Here is a 15,596-nt window from a genome sequence, read left to right on the forward strand (position 1 = left end):
CCGATGTATCCCTTTGCCTTCACCAAGGCGTCCGACACCCGTGAGGCTCTCAACGCGGGCTGCCGCGGCGGCCGTTACATCGCCGGCGGCACCACCCTCGTCGACCTGATGCGCGAGACCGTCGAGCGTCCCGGCAGCCTGGTCGACATCGGCGGCCTGCCCTTGCGCGAGGTCTTGGTGACCGAGCGCGGGGGCCTGCGGATCGGCGCCCTGGTGACCATGTCCGAGGCCGCCGCCCACGCCAAGGTGCGCGCGCTGTATCCCGTCGTCTCCGAGGCGCTGGAGCTGAGCGCGTCGGCCCAGCTGCGGAACATGGCGACCATCGGCGGCAACATCATGCAGCGCACCCGATGCACGTACTTCCGGGACGTGACCGCCGACTGCAACAAGCGCGAGCCCGGCTCGGGTTGTGCCGCCCTGCACGGCCACAACCGCACGCACGCCATCCTCGGGACCTCCGACGCCTGCGTGGCCACACACCCGTCCGATGCCGCCGTGGCCTTCGCCGCACTGGAAGCCCGGGTGCACCTGCTGAGCCCGGACGGGACACGCCAAGTTCCCTTCGCCGACTTCCTGTTGCGGCCCGGCAGCACTCCGCAACGCGAACAGTCCCTGCACAAGGGTGAGTTGATCACGGCGGTGGAGATCCCCGCTCTTCCGCGCCCGCTCAGATCCGGCTATCTGAAGGTGCGTGACCGGCAGTCGTACGAGTTCGCCCTGACGTCTGCGGCCGTCGCGCTGCACGTACGCGGCGGGGTGATCCGCGAGGCCAAGGTCGCCGCCGGGGGCGTGGGCACCGTGCCGTGGAAGCTGCCCGCCGTCGAGCAGCACCTCGTCGGGGAACGCCCCTCGGGGGCCCTGTGGTCGGCCGCTGCCGCGAAGGCGGCGGACGGCGCCCGTCCCCTGCAGCACAACCGGTTCAAGGTCGAGCTGCTCAAGCGCACTGTCGAACGCCAGTTGCGCGTCGTAGGAGGTACCAAGTGAGCCCCCAGCCGCAGGCAGCCGTGGGTGCGTCGCTGTCCCGGGTGGACGGCAGACTCAAGGTCACCGGACAGGCGCTGTACGCCGCCGAGCACGACGTCGAGGGGTCCGTTCACGCCGTCATCGTCGACGCGAGCATCGGCCGCGGTCGCATCACGTCGATCGACAGCGGCGCCGCCGAAGCCCTTCCGGGCGTACTGAAGGTGCTCCACCACCGCAACGCGCCGAAGCTGCCGTACCGCGACAACTCCGGGTCGAACAACCCGCCAGGCCGGCGACTGCGCGTCTTCCAGGACGAGCGCGTCCGTTTCCACGGCCAGCCCGTCGCCGTCGTGGTCGCCACCACCCTGGAGGCCGCGCAGCACGGCGCGAGCCTGGTCAAGGTCGGCTACGACGCCGAACAACCCTCGACCGACCTGACTCAGGCCGAGCCGGACGAGCCGACCACCTACGCGCGCGGCGATGCCGAAGCGGCCCTGCGCTCGGCGGCCGTACGACTGGACCTGACCTACCGCACGGCGCGCAACCACCACAACCCGATGGAGCCGCACGCCACCATCGCCCGCTGGAACGGCGACCAGCTCACCGTGTGGGACAAGACCCAGTGGGTGGTGGGCACACAGACCGAACTCGCCGCGGTGTTCGGCCTGGAGATGAACGCGGTGCGCGTCATCTCGCCGTTCGTCGGCGGCGGTTTCGGCACGGCGCTGCGCTGCTGGCCGCACGTCGTCGTCGCGGCACTGGCAGCCCGTGAGACGAAGCGCCCGGTCAAGCTGGTCCTCAGTCGCAAGCAGATGTACCTCGGGACCGGGTTCCGGCCCTCGTACGAGTACCGTCTGCGCCTCGGCAGTGACCGGCGGGGCCGGCTGTCCGCCGCGGTGCACGAGCTGGACGCCGAGACGTCGTCGTACGAGACGTTCACCGAGTCCATCCTGGCGGCCGGGCAGATGCTCTACAGCATGCCCAACGTGACCCAGAGGTACCGGACGGTGCCGCTGGATCTGCCCACGCCGCTGTACATGCGCGGCCCCGGCTTCCAGACGGCCTCCTTCGTCATCGAGTCGGCCATGGACGAACTCGCCCACAAGCTCGGCGTCGACCCGATCGAGCTGCGCCGGCGCAACGAGCCGAACGAGGACGAGTCGTCCGGACTGCCGTTCTCCACCCGTCGGCTGCGCGAGTGCTACACGGTCGGCGCGCGCGAGTTCGGCTGGCACCGCCGCAACCCCAGGCCCCGCTCGACACGTGAGGGAGACTGGCTGATCGGCAGGGGCATGGCCGCCGGCGTCTACGACACCGCCCGCATGCCCGCACAGGCCCGCGCCCGCCTCGACGCCGACGGCACCGCGCTGGTCGAGGCCGCCGCCACCGACATGGGCCCGGGCACGTACACCTCCCAGACCCAGGTCGCCGCCGACGCCCTCGGACTCACCGTGCGCACGGTCACCTTCCGGCTGGGGGACTCCCTCTACCCGCCGACCCCACCGCACGGCGGCTCGATGACCATGGCCAGCGTCGGCTCCGCCACCCTCGACGCCTGCAACAAAGCCCGCCGTCAGGCGATCGAACTGGCCGTCTCAGACCGCGAGTCACCGCTGTACGGGGTGGCCGCCGGCGATGTCGTGGTGCGGGGCGGCCGACTGCACGTGAAGAACGATCCCACGCGCGGGGAGACGTACCGGCGGTTGCTGGCCCGCAACGACCGCACCCACCTGGAAGCGGACGGCTCCTTCGCGCCGCCGTCGGGCCCGGAGCGGCACTCCTTCTACGGCTACAACGCGACGTTCGCCGAGGTGGCCGTCGACGCGACCCTGGGCCTGGTGCGGGTGCGGCGGGTGCTCGGCGTGTACGACGCGGGCCGCATCATCAGTCCCAAGCTCGCCGACAGCCAGGCCCTCGGCGGCATGGTCGGCGGCATCGGAACGGCCCTGCTGGAACACACGGTCACCGACCACCGCGACGGACGCATCGTCAACGCCAACCTCGCCGACTACCTCGTGCCCGTCAACGCCGACATCCCCGACCTCAAGGCGATCTTCCTGGACGGCGAGGACCGCGAGGCCGACCCGCTCGGCGTCAAGGGTCTCGGAGAGCTCGTGATGATCGGCGTCGCGCCCGCCATCGCCAACGCGGTCTTCAACGCCACCGGCCGCCGCGTCCGCGAACTGCCCATCACCGCCGAGGCATTGCTCTGACCCATGCCGTGGGGCCGGCGGGGTGCACACCGCTCGTCCGGCAGCCTGCCCCCGCCCGGCTGCCGGACTTCCCAGGGCCGCCGCCTGACGTTTCCCCGCGTCGCGGCGGCGGCCCGTTCACCTTCCGATCCTGGTCCCGCCATGGAGAACTGCCATGCTGAACATCGCTGACACACTGCAGCGCTGGTGCCGCGAGGCACGTCCCTTCGCCCTGGCCACCGTCGTCGGCGTGCACGGCAGCGCCCCTCTGCCGGTCGGTACGTCGGTCGCGGTGGACGAGGACGGCGACGTGGTGGGCAGCGTCTCCGGCGGCTGTGTCGAGGGAGCGGTCTACGAGCTGTGCCGACAGGTGCTCCACGACCGGGGCACTCCGCGGCGGGCCTGGTTCGGTTACTCCGACGACGACGCCTTCGCCGTCGGTCTGACCTGCGGCGGCGAACTCGACGTCTTCGTCCAGCGCATCGATCCCGCAGCCCAGCCGCACCTGTCCACGGCTCTCTCCGCGATCGCTCAAGGGCGACCGGTCGCCGTGGCACAGGTCGTGGACGGCCCGGAGCGCCTCCTCGGCTCCACGCTCAGCGTGCTCGGTGGCGGACGTGTCGCCTACGGGCGCGTGGACGGCGGCCCGGCGGACCGGGCAGTGGCCGACCGGGCCAGGGCCCTGCTGCGGGCGGGCCGCACCGTCCGCACCGACATCGGCGGGCAGGCAGACGAATGCCCCGAACGGCTGTCCGTCCTCGTCCACGTCCATGCGTCCCGGCCGCGTCTGCTGGTCTTCGGTGCCGTCGACTTCGCCGCGGCCCTCAGCCAGGCCGGCCGCTTCCTCGGCTACCACGTCACCGTCTGCGACGCCCGCCCCGTCTTCGCCACTCCCGCCCGCTTCCCGCACGCGGACGAAGTGGTGGTCGACTGGCCCCACCGCTACCTGGAACGCACCGAGGTGGACGACCGCACCGCCGTCTGCGTCCTTACCCACGACGCCAAGTTCGACGTCCCCCTGCTTCGCCTGGCACTCGACCTGCCCGTCGCCTACGTCGGGGCCATGGGCTCCCGGCGCACCCACGACGAGCGCATGCGCCGCCTGCGCGAGCAGGGTGTCACGGAGAACCGGTTGGCCCGGCTGCGTTGCCCCATCGGCCTCGATCTTGGAGCCTCCACACCCGAGGAGACGGCCGTCTCCATCACCGCGGAGATCATCGCCCAGGCCAACCACGGCACGGGCAGACCCCTGTCCCAGATCACCGGCCCGATCCACCGGCCGTCGGAGTTGGCGAGTCAGCGGTAGGCCGGCCTCACGAACCGACAAGGGCTCATCGTCCCTCTGAGGGCAGCCTGTACGTCATGACGCTCGTTTGACGCTCTGGCCTCCCGCAGGCGGGACAGCGGGCCGAGAAATGGCCTCTGACCTGGCCTTTTCCGAGACCCGCTCAAGCCGACATCTTTCCGATGACGTCACATGTGGAGTGCGTAGCGATTTTGGAACCGGCTACGAAGAGCCTCTGACCTGCAGTTTTCTCGGGTTCTTCGGGCGGGGCTGGATGTGCTCGACCTGTTTCCCCAAGTCCACCGCGTGGAGCACGCTGCAGGTTCCCGCCACGCGTCTTCACCTGCGGCTTCGCGGTCGGGGCGTGGGTCGAGAACGCTCTGTCTCAACGCCATCAGGGACGGGTTCGGGAAATATCTTGACGCTCGTTCGACGCTGTTTCTGACGGGGCCTGAGATGGTCGTTCTGGCGAAGTGCGAGGACGGATTTCCTGGTGCCGGTCTCGCTGAGTGCGGGGCAGGGGCCACGGACCTGTCCGGCGGCCGGCTACCGTTCCAGGAATTCGAGCGCCCGCGGGACGCATCTGTCGTGGTGCTGGAAGATCCCGCCGTGTCCGGCGTCGGGGTAGAGGGGTTCGAGTTCGCCCTGGGGCAGCCGGGCCGCCAGGTCGACCGTGTTGACGCTCGGGACCATGCGATCGCTCTCGCCGTTGGCCACCAGGACCGGTTGGTGGATGCGCGACAGGTCGGCCGGTGCCTGGCGGCCCCAGTGGTGAATGGCCTTGAGCTGGGCACGGAACGATGAGAGCGAGATGGCTTTGTCGCGGTCGTCCGTGCGTTCCTTCAGTCGGTCCAGGAAGGCGTGGGCCGCCCGGCGGCCATCCGCGGTGTCGGTGAAGAAGAGGTATTGCTTCGGGTCTTTGCGGGTCAGGACGGCCTTGACGGTGTCCTTGATGGTGAGGCTTGTGACCTTGTCGATGCCGGGTCCTCCGGCGGGGCCCGTGCCCGCGAGGATGAGCTTGCGTACGAGGTCGGGTTCTTGTGCCGCGATGACCTGGGCGATGAAGCCGCCCATCGACAGGCCGAGCAGGTCGACCCTGTCGTACCCGAGGGCCCGGATGAACAGTACGGCGTCGCGGGCCATCGCCTCGATCGTGTCGGGTGTGGAGCCGCCGGAGGCGCCGACGCCGCGGTTGTCGAAGGTGATCACCTGTCGTCGGGCGGCGAGTCCGTCGACGACGCGGGGATCCCAGTTGTCCAGAACTGCGGACAGGTGGTTGACAAGGACCAGGGGGAAGTCATACCGGACCCGAAGGCCGGAAGCCCCATTGCGGAGCCACGAAGACAGTAACGGGGGGGACTTGTTGCTGCCGAAGGTGACCGGCGCCTGGGACTTGTTTTCGCCCTTACGTCATCGCGACGACGACTTTGCCGGCCTTCGCCCGTCCCTTCTCGACGTATTCCATGGCCTGGAGGGTCTCTTCGAACGGGAAGACGCGGTCGACGACGGGGCGGATCTTCCCGGCGTCGATGAGGGGGGTGAGTTCGCGCAGTTGGTCGCCGCTGGCCTTCATGAACAGGAACGAGTACGTCACACCGTGGCGCCTGGCGTCGCGCCGGGTTCTGAAGCTGAGGGCTGTCATGGCCAGACGGAGGATCGGGTTCGCGCCCAGTTCGCGGGCGAAGGCCGGGTCGGGCGGGCCTGCGACGCTGATGGCCATGCCGCCGGGCTTGAGCACGCGCAGGGACTTGGCGAGGTTCTCGCCGCCGAGGCTGTCGAGGACGACGTCGTAGCCGTCGAGGACCTCTTCGAAGTCCTGGGTGCGGTAGTCGATGACGACGTCCGCGCCGAGGTCCCTGGCCAGGTCGACCTTGGTGGTGCTCACGGTGGTGGCCACGTGCGCGCCCAGCGCCTTGGCCAGTTGGACGGCGATGGAGCCGAGGCCGCCGGCGCCCGCGTGGACGAGGATCTTCTGGCCCGGCTGCACGTGGGCCCGCTCGACCAGTGCCTGCCATGCGGTGAGGGCGACCAGGGGGAAGGAGGCGGCCTCGGCCATGGTGAGGGTGGCCGGTTTGGGCGCCAGGTCGTCCTGGTGGACGGCGATGAGTTCGGCGAAGGTACCGATGCGGTCCTTGTCGGGCCGGGCGTAGACCTCGTCGCCCAGCGCGAAGCGGGTGACGGACGTGCCGACCCGGACGACCGTCCCGGCGAGGTCGTTGCCCAGAATGAGCGGGAGGCGGTAGGGCATGAACGCCTTGAAGTCTCCGTTGCGGATCCTGAGGTCCAGCGGGTTCACGCCCGCCGCGTGGATCTTGACCAGGACGTCCTCGGCACCTACCTGGGGGTCGGGTGCTTCGGCGGCGCGCATCCCGGCCTGGTCGCCGTACTTCGCGACCATGAAAGCCTTCATCGTCCTCTCCGTTCCGTGTCCCGTCCGTGAAAGGCCGGGGTCTTCGCTCGCCCCGGGCTTCTCCCAGTGCGAGACAGTTTGGGTTGCTTTCCTGGCTGCGGCGCGGGCTCACCTCGTCCTCAGCCGCGTTCACCCGTCAGGCCACCGGCGCGACCGGGGCGGTGACACGGTCGGCGGCGCCGCCCTGGAGGCGGTCCAGGCTGGCGGCGATCCCTTCGTGGGGCACGCCGAGCGGCACCGCGCTGACCTCGGCCAGGCGGGCGTACTGCTCGTCGGTCAGCTGGACGTCGAGGGCGCCGAGGTAGCTGTCGAGCTGGGAGAGACTGCGCGGGCCGATGATCGGGACGAGCGCGGCAACGGAGCGGGCGGCGCGCTCGCGCACCCAGGCCACTGCCACCTGGGCGGGCGTCACGCCGGTCTCCTCGGCGATCGCCAGGACGGTGTCGACGACGGCGGTCTTCTGGCCGGTGCTCTCGGTGTGGATGACCATGCCCAGGTCGCTCAGGCGCCCCTCGGCGGAGCTGCGGTACTTGCCGGTGAGCAGTCCGCCGCCGAGCGGGGACCACAGGGCTGCGCCGAGCCCGAGGCTCTCGGCCATGGGCAGGAGCTCACGGTCGGCGGTGCGCTCGACGAGGCTGTACTCGTGCTGGATGCCCACGATCGGGGCCCAGTTCTTCAGGTCCGCGAGGGTTACCGCGCGCGAGACGCGCCAGGCGGGGAAGTTGGACAGCGCGGCGTGGTGGATCTTGCCGGCGCTCACCAGGTCGTCGAGCCCGCGCAGGAGTTCCTCCATCGGAGTGAGCTCGTCGGGGAAGTGCACCCACAACAGGTCGATGTAGTCGGTCCCCAGGCGCTTCAGGCTGGCCTCGACCGAGGCGACCATGTTCTTGCGGCTGTTGCCGGTCTTGGAGATGTCCGGCTGCGGGGCGGCGCCGAGGGTGAACTTCGTGGCCAGGACGAAATGGTCGCGGTCGGCGGAGATCAGCTTTCCGGTCAGTTCCTCCGACTCGCCGAACTGGTAGCCGTCCGCGCTGTCGAGAAAGGTGCCGCCGGCCTAGGCGAACCGGTCGAAGATCCGCCGGGCCTCGTCGGGCTCGGCGCCCGCGCCCCAGCCGGTGCCGAAATTCGCGGTGCCGAGCGCGTACTCGGAGACGCGCAGTCCGGTCCGGTGGCCGAAGGTCGTGTAGCGCATGAGATGTCCTTGCATGAGGGGTGTGAGGGTGGTCGCGCCGGGGTGGAGGGGTGAGCGTCAGTCCGCGTTCGGCTGGGGTGCCGCGGACAGGCTCTGCTTGACGTACCGGCTGGTCTCGTCGGCGAGGATCTCGGGCAGGCCGGTCTCGATGCCGGACAGGGCCTGGGCCGCGACGTCGGCGGCGGCGACCTTCTGATCGGCGGGCACGCCGGCGGCCATGTCGGTGTCCATGTAGCCGACGTGCAGCGCCGAGACGGTGATCCCGCGCGGTGCCAGCTCCTCACGGGTCGCGTCGCTCAGCGCCCAAGCGGCGGCCTTGGACGCGGCGTAGGAGCCGAGTCCTGCCGGGTGGAACCAGGACAGGGCGGACAGGACGTTGAGCACGGCGCCGCCGCCGTTGCCCTCGATGACGGGGGCGAAGGCGCGGGTCGCGGCGAGCAGGCCGAAGAAGTTGGTCTCCATCTCCCGGCGCACCTCAGCCACGTCGCCTGCCATCAGCGTCGCGCCGGTGGAGATGCCCGCGTTGTTGATCAGCAGTGTCGCGTCGGACGCCACGCGCGCGGCCTCTCGTATCGACGCCTCGTCCGTGACGTCCAGCCGCAGCGGGATGACGCCCGGCACGTCGACCGTCTCGGGGCGTCGGGCCGCGCCGTACACCTTCGCGCCGCGCTCGACGAGCTGGGCGGCCAGGTGCCGCCCGAAGCCCCGATTGGCGCCGGTGACGACTGCGACCGCGTTCTTCAGTTCCATGTCCACTCCTGGTCGTGGCGGGCGACGTCGGCCACCCGCGACTGTTTAGATTATGAATGCAATCTAAACATGGGTCTATGATAGATGCCAGTCGACATCTAAATGGGAGGTGACCATGGGCCGTGTATCGCAGGCGCAGGCGGAGGAAAATCGCAGGCGGGTGGTGGACACCGCATCCCGGCTGTTCCGGGAGCAGGGCATGCAGGTCAGCGTTGCCGACCTGATGAAGGCGGCCGGTCTGACCCACGGCGCCTTCTACAAGCAGTTCGTCTCCAAGGAGGCACTCGTCGACGAGGCCACCGCGCACGCCTTCGCCGAGCTCGCCCAGCGCTACAGCGCCGGGCTCGAGCGGCACGACGGGCAGCGCGCCGCCCAGCAGGCGCTGATCGACGCCTACCTCTCCGTCGAGCACCGCGACGACCCGGCGGGCGGCTGCCCGGTCGCCGCGCTCGCCACCGACATCGCGCGCGAGGGCGGGGGGCGCGAGGCCCGTCGCGTCTACGCCGAAGGGGTGGCCGACTTCGCCGGTTTTCTGGCCAGTGACGACCAGGACGGCATCGTCCGCCTGTGCACCCTGTTCGGTGCGCTGGTCCTGTCCCGGGCCACCAAGGGCTCCCCGCTCTCCGGGGAGATCCTCGCCGCAGCGCACGCGGCCTTGACTGAAGCAGGCTGATTGGCCCAAAGGGTCAAGGAGAACTTGACCGCCTTCTTCCGCGCCGAGGCCGAACAGGGCGGGGCGAGCGGTCCCCTTCTGATGGCCTGGCGGCTGATCCTGGTCTTCGACGGCGCCAGCTCTGCGCTCGGCGAGTCGCGGCCGCCCTTTGGTGACCCGGGGACTCTCGGGGGTGACGGCCAAGAGTTGCTGAGCTGACGAGCATGCCGTGAGCCAGGAAGGGTCGTGGGCTCACTTACATCGGCCCTCAGCGGAGGCGAACGGCCTCACGGGCATCCGGCCGGCCCGGACGAACTCGCGAGGCGGGGCTCTTTTCGCCTGGCGATCGACGCCAACATCCGCGAGGAACGTGATCGACAGGCCGAAGGGAGCCTCGCCGCTTGGGCTTGCGTCTGGAAACCGATCGGTTTACGGTGGTGAAACTGTTCGGTTTCCCGCCGTGAAGGCGAGCCTCGAGCCCGAATCCCCAGGAGTACGGATGACTGCCGCGCGCGACGCCGAGGGGCAACAGACGGCCCCGGCCCCCAGGCTTCCGGCGAAGCTGGCCGCCCACCCCTCGGTACAGGCCGTACTCGCCCGGCGCAGAGCAGGTGACGCGGTGAACCCGCCGGCGGTGATCGACGCGGACTGGCTGCGCGAGTTGTGTCTGGCGGCCGGCGCGGACGACGCGGCCGCGGTCGGTCTGGACCACCCGGACCTGGTTGGCGAGCGTGAGTACGTGCAGTCCGCGCTGCCCGGTACCCGCACCCTGATCGCGATGGCGGTCCGGATGAACCGCGACAACTGCCGCTCTCCGGCCCGCAGCGTGGCCAACCAGGAGTTCCACCAGGCCGACGAGCAGGCCAACCACGCCGCCCGCACGGTCACCCAGGCGCTCCAGGACGCCGGCTACCGCGCGCTCAATCCGTCCGTCGGCTTCCCTCAGGAGATGGACCGCTTCCCCAGCGAGCGGATCTGGGTGGTGGCGCACAAGACGGTCGCGGTGGCCGCCGGGCTCGGCGTGATGGGTCTGCACCGCAACGTCATCCACCCGAAGTTCGGCAGCTTCGTCCTGCTGGTCACCGTCCTGGTGGACGCGGAGGTGAGCGCGTACGGGCAGGCGCTGGACTACAACCCCTGCATCGACTGCAAGTTGTGCGTCGCCGCCTGCCCGGTCGGCGCCATCGCCAAGGACGGCGCCTTCGACGCGCTGGCCTGCACCACGCACAACTACCGCGAGTTCATGAGCGGGTTCACCGACTGGGCGCAGACGGTGGCCGACAGCGAGGACGCCGCCGACTACCGCTCCCGCGTCACCGACTCCGAGAGTGCCTCCTTGTGGCAGAGCCTGAGCTCACCTCCCGGCTACAAGTCCGGCTACTGCCTGGCCGTCTGCCCCGCCGGCGAGGACGTCCTGGGCCCGTACCTGGACGACCGCAGGACGTTCATGGACACCGTGCTGCGACCGCTCCGGGACAAGAAGGAAACCCTCTACGTCCTGCCGGGCTCCCACGCACAGGAGTACGCCCTGCGCCGCTTCCCCCACAAGCCCGTCAAGGAAGTCACCGGCGGCTGGCAGCCCCCGGCGAAACGCTCCACGTCCCCCGACCGAGAGACACGTACGTCATGACTGGCATGCCCCCCTTCCGCGTCCTGCGCGCCAAGCCTCTGTGGATCGCGAACGGCGTCATCACGGGCGTACTCGCGCTGCTGTTCGCCGTGTTCTACGTCGGCGCCAACATCGATCCGGCCGACCACCTGACCAAGCTGCCCGTCGGCCTGGTCGACGCCGACAGGGGAGCCGCCGTCGGCGGCAAGCAGGTCGATCTCGGGGCGCACATCACCGAGTCGATCAAGAAGTCGACCGCGAGCGGGGACAAGATCGACTGGAAGGTGATGGACGAGAAGGAGATGAAGGAGGAGCTCGGCAAGGGCAAGCTGTTCGGCGCGCTCGTCGTGCCCGCCGACTTCACCTCCTCCGCCACCGCGCTGACCGCCACCGCGCCCACCGCAACCCCGGCCCGCCCGACGCTGACGGTGCTGACCAACCAGTCCGCCGGCAGCATCGGCTCCGGCCTGGCCCGGACGGCGACCACCCGGGCAGCCGAGAACGCCTCGCTCCAGCTGGGCAAGGAGCTGACCGCCCGGATCGGGACCGCGCAGGCGCAGCTGCCCGCAGCGGCACGCGTCCTGCTCGCCGACCCGGCCGCCGTCACGGTCGAGGACGGTCACCCCCTCGGCTCGCACAGCGGCCTGGGCCTGACGGCGTTCTACTACGCACTCACCCTCGTGGTCGTCGGCATGCTCTCCGCCAACGTCATCAGCGGCCAGGTCGACCACGCCCTCGGCTACACCCACAACGACATGGGCCCGCGGCGCCTGCACCGCCCGCTGATCCGGGCGACCCGGGTCCAGACCCTCGCCATCAGCAGCACCCTCATGGCGGCCCTGTCCCTGCTGACGGGCACCCTGGTCATGGCCGGCGCGGTCGGCATCATGGGCATGGACGCCTCCCACCTGCCCCTGCTGTGGCTGTACTCGGTGTGCGCCGTCGCCGTCACCGGGATCGGCGCCCTCACTCTCCTCGCCGTCTTCGGCACGCCCGGCATGCTGGTGGTCACGCTGGTCTTCATCGGGATGGCGGTGCCCACGGCCGGTGCCACCACCCCCATCGAGGCACTGCCCGGCTTCTACCGCTTCCTCGCGGAGTTCGAGCCGCTGCGGCAGATCACCGGCGGCATCAGGTCGATCCTCTACTACGACGCCCAGAGCGACGCGGGTCTGACGCGGGGCTGGGTGATGATGGCGGCCGGACTCGTGGCGGCCGTGCTGTTCGGCTTCGGCGTACTGGGGTGGTACGACCGCAAGGGGCTGCACCGCATCCCGGTGGAGACGACGCCCGGCCAGACCGCGGTCCCGGCGTAGCGGCAGGTCGCCCAGGACGGGTCCGTTACTCGGAGTGGCCCCGGCGCGTGTCGCCCTGCCAGGGACGACAGGCGTGCACACCGTCATGGCTCGGCGACGGCCCTTCTCCCAGGCCGTCGCCGAGCCTCTGTCCAGAGCCCTTGAAAACCGATCGGTCTTCATTTCGTCCGCTTCGGGTTAACCTCGCGGTATGACCACCGAAGTGAAGCTGAGCCCCAGGGAGCGGTTGCTGGGGGCGGCGGCCACGCTCACCTACCGGGACGGCGTCAGCATCGGCGTCGAGGCGCTGTGCAAGGCGGCGGGGGTGTCGAAGCGCTCCATGTACCAGCTGTTCGAGAGCAAGGACGAGCTGCTGGCGGCGAGCCTTGAGCAGCGTACTTCCGCCTACGTGGCGACGCTCCTGCCGGCGGCGGACGATGACCGTCCACCCCGCGAGCGGATCCTGCACGTCTTCGGGCAGGTGGAATCGCAGGCAAGCGCGCCCGAGTTCCACGGCTGCCCGTACCTGGCCGTGCAGATCGAACTCAAGGACCAGAGTCACCCCGCGAGCCGGGTCGCCCATCAGGTCAAGGCGAACCTGACCGCCTTCTTCCGCGCCGAGGCCGAACAGGGCGGGGCGAGCGATCCCGATCTGCTGGCCCGGCAGCTCAGCCTGGTCTTCGACGGCGCCAGCGCCCGCGCGGGAATCCAGGCCGACAGCCTGACCGGGCTCATCGCACCCACGGTGACCACCCTGCTCGACGCGGCAGGCGTGAGCTGACGCATCGCCCGTCCAGAACAACCCTCACCGCCTGGCACTCGCGGGAAGCCCGATAGCCGTAAGCGTGTTGCCGAGCATGCCGCAAGCGAAGAAGCTTGCCGTCTCGTCGGCATCGGCGCCCAGCGACAGGTGCACGGTTTCCCGGATCCTCATCCAGCCGGCCCGGACGACCTCGCCGATCAGGTCATCGCCCTGCGCCTCGGCGGCCGCCACGGCGGCGTATCCCTGCATCTGCATCAGGAGCGTTTCGGGGCGCGTCGAGATCAGCTGCGCGTAAGCCCTCGTCATTGCCTGCAGTGCCTGCTCGCCGCCCTCCACCCGGTCGGCCGCCCTCTCGAAAGCCAGGCGGGTGTCGTCCATGCTCCGCATCAGAGCGGCGACGAAGATCGCCTTCTTGTCCGGGAAGAGCCGGAAGAGATACGGCTGCGTGACGCCGACCCGCTTGGCGATCGCCGCGGTGGAGGTGCCGTGGTATCCCGTGCGCGCGAACTCGGCGATCGCCGCGCGGATGACGCTCTCACGCCTCTTCTGTGCACTCATCCTGCCCACGCCGTCACGCTCCCTGCTCGAGCTTGCACGCTGAAACCGATCGGTTTACTGTAGTGGAAACCGATTGGTTTCAAGTGAGTGAGGGAGTCCAGGATGACGACAGATCGGCCGGTCGCACTCGTGACGGGTGCGTCATCCGGCATCGGGAAGGAAACCGCGCTAGCCCTGGTCGCAGCCGGATTCACCGTGGTCGGCACCAGCCGTGACACCTCACGCGTCACCCCGCTCGACGGCGTGACGTTCCTCGGCCTCGACGTCGCCGGCGACGCCTCGGCCGCCGCAGCGGTCCAGGAGGTGAGCGAGCGGTTCGGACGGATCGACGTCCTGATCAACAACGCCGGCGTCGGCTCGATGGGGGCGGCCGAGGAGACCTCCGTCGAGCAAGCCCGTTCCGTCTTCGACACCAACGTCTTCGGGGTCATGCGCATGGTGAACGAGGTCCTGCCACACATGCGCGCCCAGCGACGCGGACGCATCATCAACATCTCGTCCGTGCTCGGGTTCCTGCCCCAGCCCTACATGGCCGCCTACGCCGCCTCCAAGCACGCGATCGAGGGCTACACCGAGTCCCTGGACCACGAGATCCGTGACCACGGCGTCCGGGCGCTCATCGTCCAACCCGCCTACACCAGGACCGGGTTCGAGACCAACAGCGCGAAGCCCGACACCCCACTGGACGCGTACGCGAAGCAGCGGCAGACCGTCGACCGCGTCATGGCGCAGGCCGTCAGGAACGGCGACGCCCCCGTCGTCGTCGCCCAGGCGATCGTCACGGCAGCGACCGACCCGAAGCCGAAGCCGCGCTACACCGCAGGCCCCCTGGCCGGACGCGCACGCGTACTGCGCCGTCTCGCTCCCGCCGGTGTCCTCGACAAGCAGATCCGCAAGATGAACCGGCTGGCCGGCTGACGCGCAGGCGCTGCCTGGGGTTCCCGAACAGCCACCCACCTCCACCAGACAGAGGACACCTTGATGCCAGAGCGCAGGGCACCCGGTACGGGCGTTCGTACGGCAGGACGACGAACGCGCGCACTCGCTCCCCAGGCCGGCGTCGAGGTCTGTCCTCACCCGGCGGGCGAAGCGGAGCGCCTCCGGCAGGCCGGCTGACCGCTGGATCCGGCGTACGGGTATCCGTCGGCGCACTGCGCGCTGACCTGTTCACGCTGGCTTCCCGACGCCCGAGGACATGGGGGCAGGCGTAGAGGGACCCACCAGGGGGTCGGCTCCAACTGATCACCGTGCCGATGGGGTCGCAGCCTGCCTGCAGACTGATTTCGCCCAGGGCCTGCCCGGTGTAATTGATGCGGGACAGGCCCACGACCTGCTGCTTTGCTACCTACCCATTTCTTGGTTCTTGCGCTGATCGATTGCAGATGTGATCTCATCCGGACGTGGTCAGCCGATGTCCAAATCCTCGGCCTCTTCCAGGCGACGGGCCGCGAGGTCATCTGCCCACCCCACCGCCCAAGCGCGAAGCGCGGTGATGGTGGCATCATCCAGCCCATAGGCGGCGAAGGCGTCGGTCCACTCGGCGCCCGTCAGATCCTCGCGCTCGAAGCGGCCACGCGCGTGACGGCGGCCAAACTCTTCGAGCTCGGCATTGGTCCAGCGGCGGGAGGCTGCGAACACGTCGATCAGGTCGCGGGGCGCTCCGCGGTCGCGCGGTCGGCGAGGGCGCGGACCTTGGGGGACGGGATCCGCCGGCCCTGCTCGAACGACGCGACCGTGGACGCCGAGTAGCCGATCCGCCGCCCGAACTCCTCGCGTTCCAGCCCCGCTCGCAGCCGCAGTGTCTTCATGGTCTGGCCGAACGCGACGACCACGCCCCGGCCCGAGGCGTCCGCCGCCTGGCCCGCGGTGCTCTCTTCTTCCGTAACCTCGGTCGTCACTACCGCCTCCTTGCCCCAACGCCCGCCTA

13 protein-coding genes and 4 pseudogenes are annotated in these 15,596 nt (G+C 69.9%); 9 read left to right on the plus strand and 8 right to left on the minus strand.

Annotated features, from left to right (window positions below):
* Nucleotides 1-3: 3 nt before the first annotated feature.
* The 3 genes from ACH45E_RS24995 (at nucleotide 4) to ACH45E_RS25005 (ending at nucleotide 4,461) form a co-directional block, all read left to right on the plus strand.
* Entirely contained in the window at nucleotides 4-984 is a 981-nt protein-coding gene (locus tag ACH45E_RS24995; RefSeq protein ID WP_361439586.1) for a xanthine dehydrogenase family protein subunit M, read from the plus strand.
* On the plus strand, nucleotides 981-3,176 hold the full coding sequence (locus tag ACH45E_RS25000) for a xanthine dehydrogenase family protein molybdopterin-binding subunit (RefSeq protein WP_361439588.1): 2,196 nt from the start codon (nucleotides 981-983) through the stop codon (nucleotides 3,174-3,176). Before ACH45E_RS24995 ends, ACH45E_RS25000 begins: the two co-directional genes overlap by 4 nt.
* Before the next feature lie 154 nt (nucleotides 3,177-3,330).
* Nucleotides 3,331-4,461: an XdhC/CoxI family protein gene (locus ACH45E_RS25005; protein WP_361439590.1), complete on the plus strand. Its 1,131-nt coding sequence runs from the start codon at nucleotides 3,331-3,333 to the stop codon at nucleotides 4,459-4,461.
* A gap of 525 nt (nucleotides 4,462-4,986) precedes the next feature.
* Here ACH45E_RS25005 and ACH45E_RS25010 read toward each other — a convergent pair.
* The 5 genes and pseudogenes from ACH45E_RS25010 to ACH45E_RS25030 all read right to left on the minus strand — a co-directional run bounded on the left by ACH45E_RS25010 (nucleotide 4,987) and on the right by ACH45E_RS25030 (nucleotide 8,792).
* Complete coding sequence (locus ACH45E_RS25010) at nucleotides 4,987-5,787, minus strand: alpha/beta hydrolase (protein ID WP_361440242.1); 801 nt, start codon at nucleotides 5,785-5,787, stop codon at nucleotides 4,987-4,989.
* Nucleotides 5,788-5,845: 58 nt separating this feature from the next.
* A complete protein-coding gene (locus ACH45E_RS25015; RefSeq protein WP_361439592.1) occupies nucleotides 5,846-6,850 on the minus strand; it encodes an NADP-dependent oxidoreductase in 1,005 nt (334 codons plus the stop codon).
* Nucleotides 6,851-6,986: 136 nt separating this feature from the next.
* Nucleotides 6,987-7,892, minus strand: a pseudogene (locus ACH45E_RS25020) (aldo/keto reductase); the annotation flags it as partial.
* A 12-nt stretch (nucleotides 7,893-7,904) separates the two neighbouring features.
* Nucleotides 7,905-8,042, minus strand: a complete 138-nt coding sequence (locus ACH45E_RS25025; protein ID WP_361439594.1) for a hypothetical protein — start codon at nucleotides 8,040-8,042, stop codon at nucleotides 7,905-7,907.
* Nucleotides 8,043-8,099: 57 nt separating this feature from the next.
* Entirely contained in the window at nucleotides 8,100-8,792 is a 693-nt protein-coding gene (locus tag ACH45E_RS25030) for an SDR family oxidoreductase (protein WP_361439596.1), read from the minus strand.
* Nucleotides 8,793-8,907: 115 nt separating this feature from the next.
* On the opposite strand from ACH45E_RS25030, the gene ACH45E_RS25035 reads away from it, so the two are divergent.
* The 5 genes and pseudogenes from ACH45E_RS25035 to ACH45E_RS25055 all read left to right on the plus strand — a co-directional run bounded on the left by ACH45E_RS25035 (nucleotide 8,908) and on the right by ACH45E_RS25055 (nucleotide 13,129).
* Nucleotides 8,908-9,465, plus strand: a complete 558-nt coding sequence (locus tag ACH45E_RS25035) for a TetR family transcriptional regulator (protein WP_361439598.1) — start codon at nucleotides 8,908-8,910, stop codon at nucleotides 9,463-9,465.
* Nucleotides 9,466-9,597 (plus strand): annotated as a pseudogene (locus ACH45E_RS25040) (TetR/AcrR family transcriptional regulator); the annotation flags it as partial. It abuts the gene before it with no gap.
* A 346-nt stretch (nucleotides 9,598-9,943) separates the two neighbouring features.
* Nucleotides 9,944-11,074, plus strand: a complete 1,131-nt coding sequence (locus ACH45E_RS25045; RefSeq protein ID WP_361439600.1) for a 4Fe-4S binding protein — start codon at nucleotides 9,944-9,946, stop codon at nucleotides 11,072-11,074.
* A complete protein-coding gene (locus ACH45E_RS25050) occupies nucleotides 11,071-12,369 on the plus strand; it encodes a DUF3533 domain-containing protein (RefSeq protein ID WP_361439602.1) in 1,299 nt (432 codons plus the stop codon). Before ACH45E_RS25045 ends, ACH45E_RS25050 begins: the two co-directional genes overlap by 4 nt.
* Nucleotides 12,370-12,559: 190 nt before the next feature.
* Nucleotides 12,560-13,129 carry a TetR/AcrR family transcriptional regulator gene (locus ACH45E_RS25055; protein ID WP_361439604.1) on the plus strand — a complete coding sequence of 190 codons (570 nt, stop codon included), beginning with the start codon at nucleotides 12,560-12,562 and terminating at the stop codon, nucleotides 13,127-13,129.
* A gap of 24 nt (nucleotides 13,130-13,153) precedes the next feature.
* Here ACH45E_RS25055 and ACH45E_RS25060 read toward each other — a convergent pair whose 3' ends face one another.
* Nucleotides 13,154-13,678, minus strand: coding sequence for a helix-turn-helix domain-containing protein (locus ACH45E_RS25060; protein ID WP_361439606.1), 525 nt, complete (start codon nucleotides 13,676-13,678; stop codon nucleotides 13,154-13,156).
* A 93-nt stretch (nucleotides 13,679-13,771) separates the two neighbouring features.
* On the opposite strand from ACH45E_RS25060, the gene ACH45E_RS25065 reads away from it, so the two are divergent.
* Nucleotides 13,772-14,587, plus strand: a complete 816-nt coding sequence (locus ACH45E_RS25065) for an oxidoreductase (RefSeq protein WP_361439608.1) — start codon at nucleotides 13,772-13,774, stop codon at nucleotides 14,585-14,587.
* Between the two features lie 486 nt (nucleotides 14,588-15,073).
* Here ACH45E_RS25065 and ACH45E_RS25070 read toward each other — a convergent pair.
* Both ACH45E_RS25070 and ACH45E_RS25075 read right to left on the minus strand, forming a co-directional pair.
* Nucleotides 15,074-15,424: pseudogene (locus ACH45E_RS25070) on the minus strand (hypothetical protein); the annotation flags it as partial.
* A pseudogene (locus ACH45E_RS25075) lies at nucleotides 15,343-15,567 on the minus strand (multiprotein-bridging factor 1 family protein); the annotation flags it as partial. The pseudogenes ACH45E_RS25075 and ACH45E_RS25070, both read right to left, overlap by 82 nt.
* Between the last annotated feature and the right edge of the window lie 29 nt (nucleotides 15,568-15,596).

The organism is Streptomyces sp. NPDC020299 (assembly GCF_044387825.1).
In the GTDB taxonomy this organism is placed as follows: domain Bacteria; phylum Actinomycetota; class Actinomycetes; order Streptomycetales; family Streptomycetaceae; genus Streptomyces.

Coding starts and splice junctions, on each gene's coding strand:
- ACH45E_RS24995 (WP_361439586.1), top strand. CDS start 4: ATGTATCCCTTTGCCTTCACCAAGGCGTCCGACACCCGTGAGGCTCTC.
- ACH45E_RS25005 (WP_361439590.1), top strand. CDS start 3,331: ATGCTGAACATCGCTGACACACTGCAGCGCTGGTGCCGCGAGGCACGT.
- ACH45E_RS25015 (WP_361439592.1), bottom strand. CDS start 6,850: ATGAAGGCTTTCATGGTCGCGAAGTACGGCGACCAGGCCGGGATGCGC.
- ACH45E_RS25025 (WP_361439594.1), bottom strand. CDS start 8,042: ATGCGCTACACGACCTTCGGCCACCGGACCGGACTGCGCGTCTCCGAG.
- ACH45E_RS25030 (WP_361439596.1), bottom strand. CDS start 8,792: ATGGAACTGAAGAACGCGGTCGCAGTCGTCACCGGCGCCAATCGGGGC.
- ACH45E_RS25035 (WP_361439598.1), top strand. CDS start 8,908: ATGGGCCGTGTATCGCAGGCGCAGGCGGAGGAAAATCGCAGGCGGGTG.
- ACH45E_RS25045 (WP_361439600.1), top strand. CDS start 9,944: ATGACTGCCGCGCGCGACGCCGAGGGGCAACAGACGGCCCCGGCCCCC.
- ACH45E_RS25050 (WP_361439602.1), top strand. CDS start 11,071: ATGACTGGCATGCCCCCCTTCCGCGTCCTGCGCGCCAAGCCTCTGTGG.
- ACH45E_RS25055 (WP_361439604.1), top strand. CDS start 12,560: ATGACCACCGAAGTGAAGCTGAGCCCCAGGGAGCGGTTGCTGGGGGCG.
- ACH45E_RS25065 (WP_361439608.1), top strand. CDS start 13,772: ATGACGACAGATCGGCCGGTCGCACTCGTGACGGGTGCGTCATCCGGC.